Raw genomic sequence first — 1,936 nt, 5'->3', positions numbered from 1 at the left:
GTGGCGGTGGCGATAGGGCCGTTGAACTCGGTGCGCAACTGATCTGTCATCCGGCGGCTCCTTCGGCGCGCATCCGGGCGATCTCGGCGTCGGTGCGGCCGAGCGATCGCAGAACTTCGTCGGTGTGCTGCCCCAGATCGGGCGCGACGCGGCGCATTTCCGCCGGTGTGCCGGTGAGTTTCACCGGGACGCCGAGCGAGCGGACCCGGCCCTCCGCCGGATGATCCAGCTCGACGACCATCTCGCGGGCCGCGGTGTGCGGATCGGCGCAGGACTCGGCGTAGTCGCGAATCGGACCGACCGGCACACCCGCGTCCAGCAGCAGCTGCACCCACTCGTCCCGGTCCCGTTCGCGCAACGTGCGGCCGAGTTCTCCGGCGAGTTCGTCGCGGCGGCGCACGCGATCGGTATTGGTGGTGAACCGCTCGTCGGCGAGCAGGTCGAGGCGGCCCAGCACCTTGCACAACCGCTGCCACAGCCGCTCGTTGTTCGCGCCGATCGTCAAGTAGCCGTCACGAGCCGGAAGCGCCTGATAAGGCGCGTTCACGCGGTGCGCGGAACCGAGGCGGCCGGGTGGCTCGCCGGTGGCCCAAAGCTCCGATGTCTCCCAAATGGACAGTGCCAGTGCCGCGTCGTAGAGCGAAGTGTCCACCGCTTGGCCGCGGCCGGTCGTCGCGCGGGACAGGCACGCGCTGAGGATTCCGACCGCGCAGAACAATCCGGCGGACAGGTCGGCGACCGGCACTCCGGCCTTCACCGGCGGGCCGTCCGGATCCCCGGTGACGCTCATGATCCCGGACATGGCTTGCGCGATCAGGTCGTAGCCCGCGCGCTGCGTGTACGGGCCGGTCTGGCCGAAACCGGACACGGAGGCGTAGACGAGCTGATCGTTGAGCCCGCTCAGCGTCTCGTAGTCCACGCCGAGCCGCGCCGCCACGCCCGGCCGGAGGCTCTCCACCACGACGTCGGCGTCGCGGGCCAGATCGTGGAAGGCCTGCCTGCCCGCGTCGCTCTTGAGGTCCAGCGCGATGCTGCGCTTGTTCCGGTTCACCGCCAGGAACGCCGCGCTCTCGCCGTTCGGCAGCCGGTGCCCGGTGGCTTGACGGGTGGCGTCGCCCGCGCCGATCGGCTCGACCTTGAGCACGTCGGCGCCGAGGTCGCCGAGCAACTGGCAGCAGTAGGGACCGGCCATGACCTGCGTGAGGTCCAGGACCGTCAGGTTCTCCAGCGCCAACACCATCGTCGCCCGCCGTTCTGTGCCGCTTTACGGCACGACCACCTTGTGACGGCATGAAGGTACGAGCGGGTCAGCTGCGGAGTCAATACGCTCGGCGATGAACCGCAGGCGGACCGGCTGTCCCGCGCACGACGCGCACTGCGCTTCGCGGCACCTCCGACCAGGTCTTTCGCGGAACCGGCCGGAAGCGCTCGCCGGAAGCCGCCGAGCCGCGCCCCGCGCCGTCGCCGACGATGGGCCGATGGAGACCACCGCGGAAGCGTCCGGCCCTGCGACGCCGGACGAGGTGTGGGAGCGCTACGCCGATCCCTCCCGCTGGCCGGGCTGGGCACCGCAGATCACCGAGGTCCACACCGACGCGGTCCGCATCGCGCCCGGCGCCGATGGCAGGCTGTTCGCCGCCGGCGGGGTGCGCCTGGACTTCACCGTCACCGACGTCGACGAGCAGCACCGGAAGTGGTCGTGGAGCGTGCGCTTCGGGCTGCTGACGTTGCACCTGGACCACGGTGTGGAAGCGGCCGGAGAGGGCTCGACGACCTGGCTCAACGCGCGCGGACCGGCGTTCTTGATCATGCCGTACATGCCGTTCGCGCGCAGCGCGCTGCAAAACCTGGTGCAGCAGTGCTGATCGGCGAGGTTTCCGCGCGGCGCGCCGGGCTGTGATCATCAAGGGAATGCACGGGATCACCGAGGCGATGC

The 1,936-nt window shown here is 70.5% G+C and carries 2 protein-coding genes; one reads left to right on the top strand and one right to left on the bottom strand.

Annotated features, from left to right (window positions below):
* Nucleotides 1–46: 46 nt before the first annotated feature.
* Nucleotides 47–1,240 carry a CaiB/BaiF CoA-transferase family protein gene (locus IJH84_RS23595; RefSeq protein ID WP_295149158.1) on the bottom strand — a complete coding sequence of 398 codons (1,194 nt, stop codon included), beginning with the start codon at nucleotides 1,238–1,240 and terminating at the stop codon, nucleotides 47–49.
* Between the two features lie 238 nt (nucleotides 1,241–1,478).
* Between IJH84_RS23595 and IJH84_RS23590 the strand changes: the two genes are divergently transcribed.
* Complete coding sequence (locus IJH84_RS23590) at nucleotides 1,479–1,865, top strand: SRPBCC family protein (RefSeq protein WP_295149155.1); 387 nt, start codon at nucleotides 1,479–1,481, stop codon at nucleotides 1,863–1,865.
* The last annotated feature ends 71 nt before the right edge of the window (nucleotides 1,866–1,936 follow it).

The organism is Saccharopolyspora sp. (assembly GCF_017434145.1).
Lineage (GTDB): Bacteria > Actinomycetota > Actinomycetes > Mycobacteriales > Pseudonocardiaceae > Saccharopolyspora_C > Saccharopolyspora_C galaxeae.
This window is presented reverse-complemented; position numbering and strand designations above follow the sequence as displayed.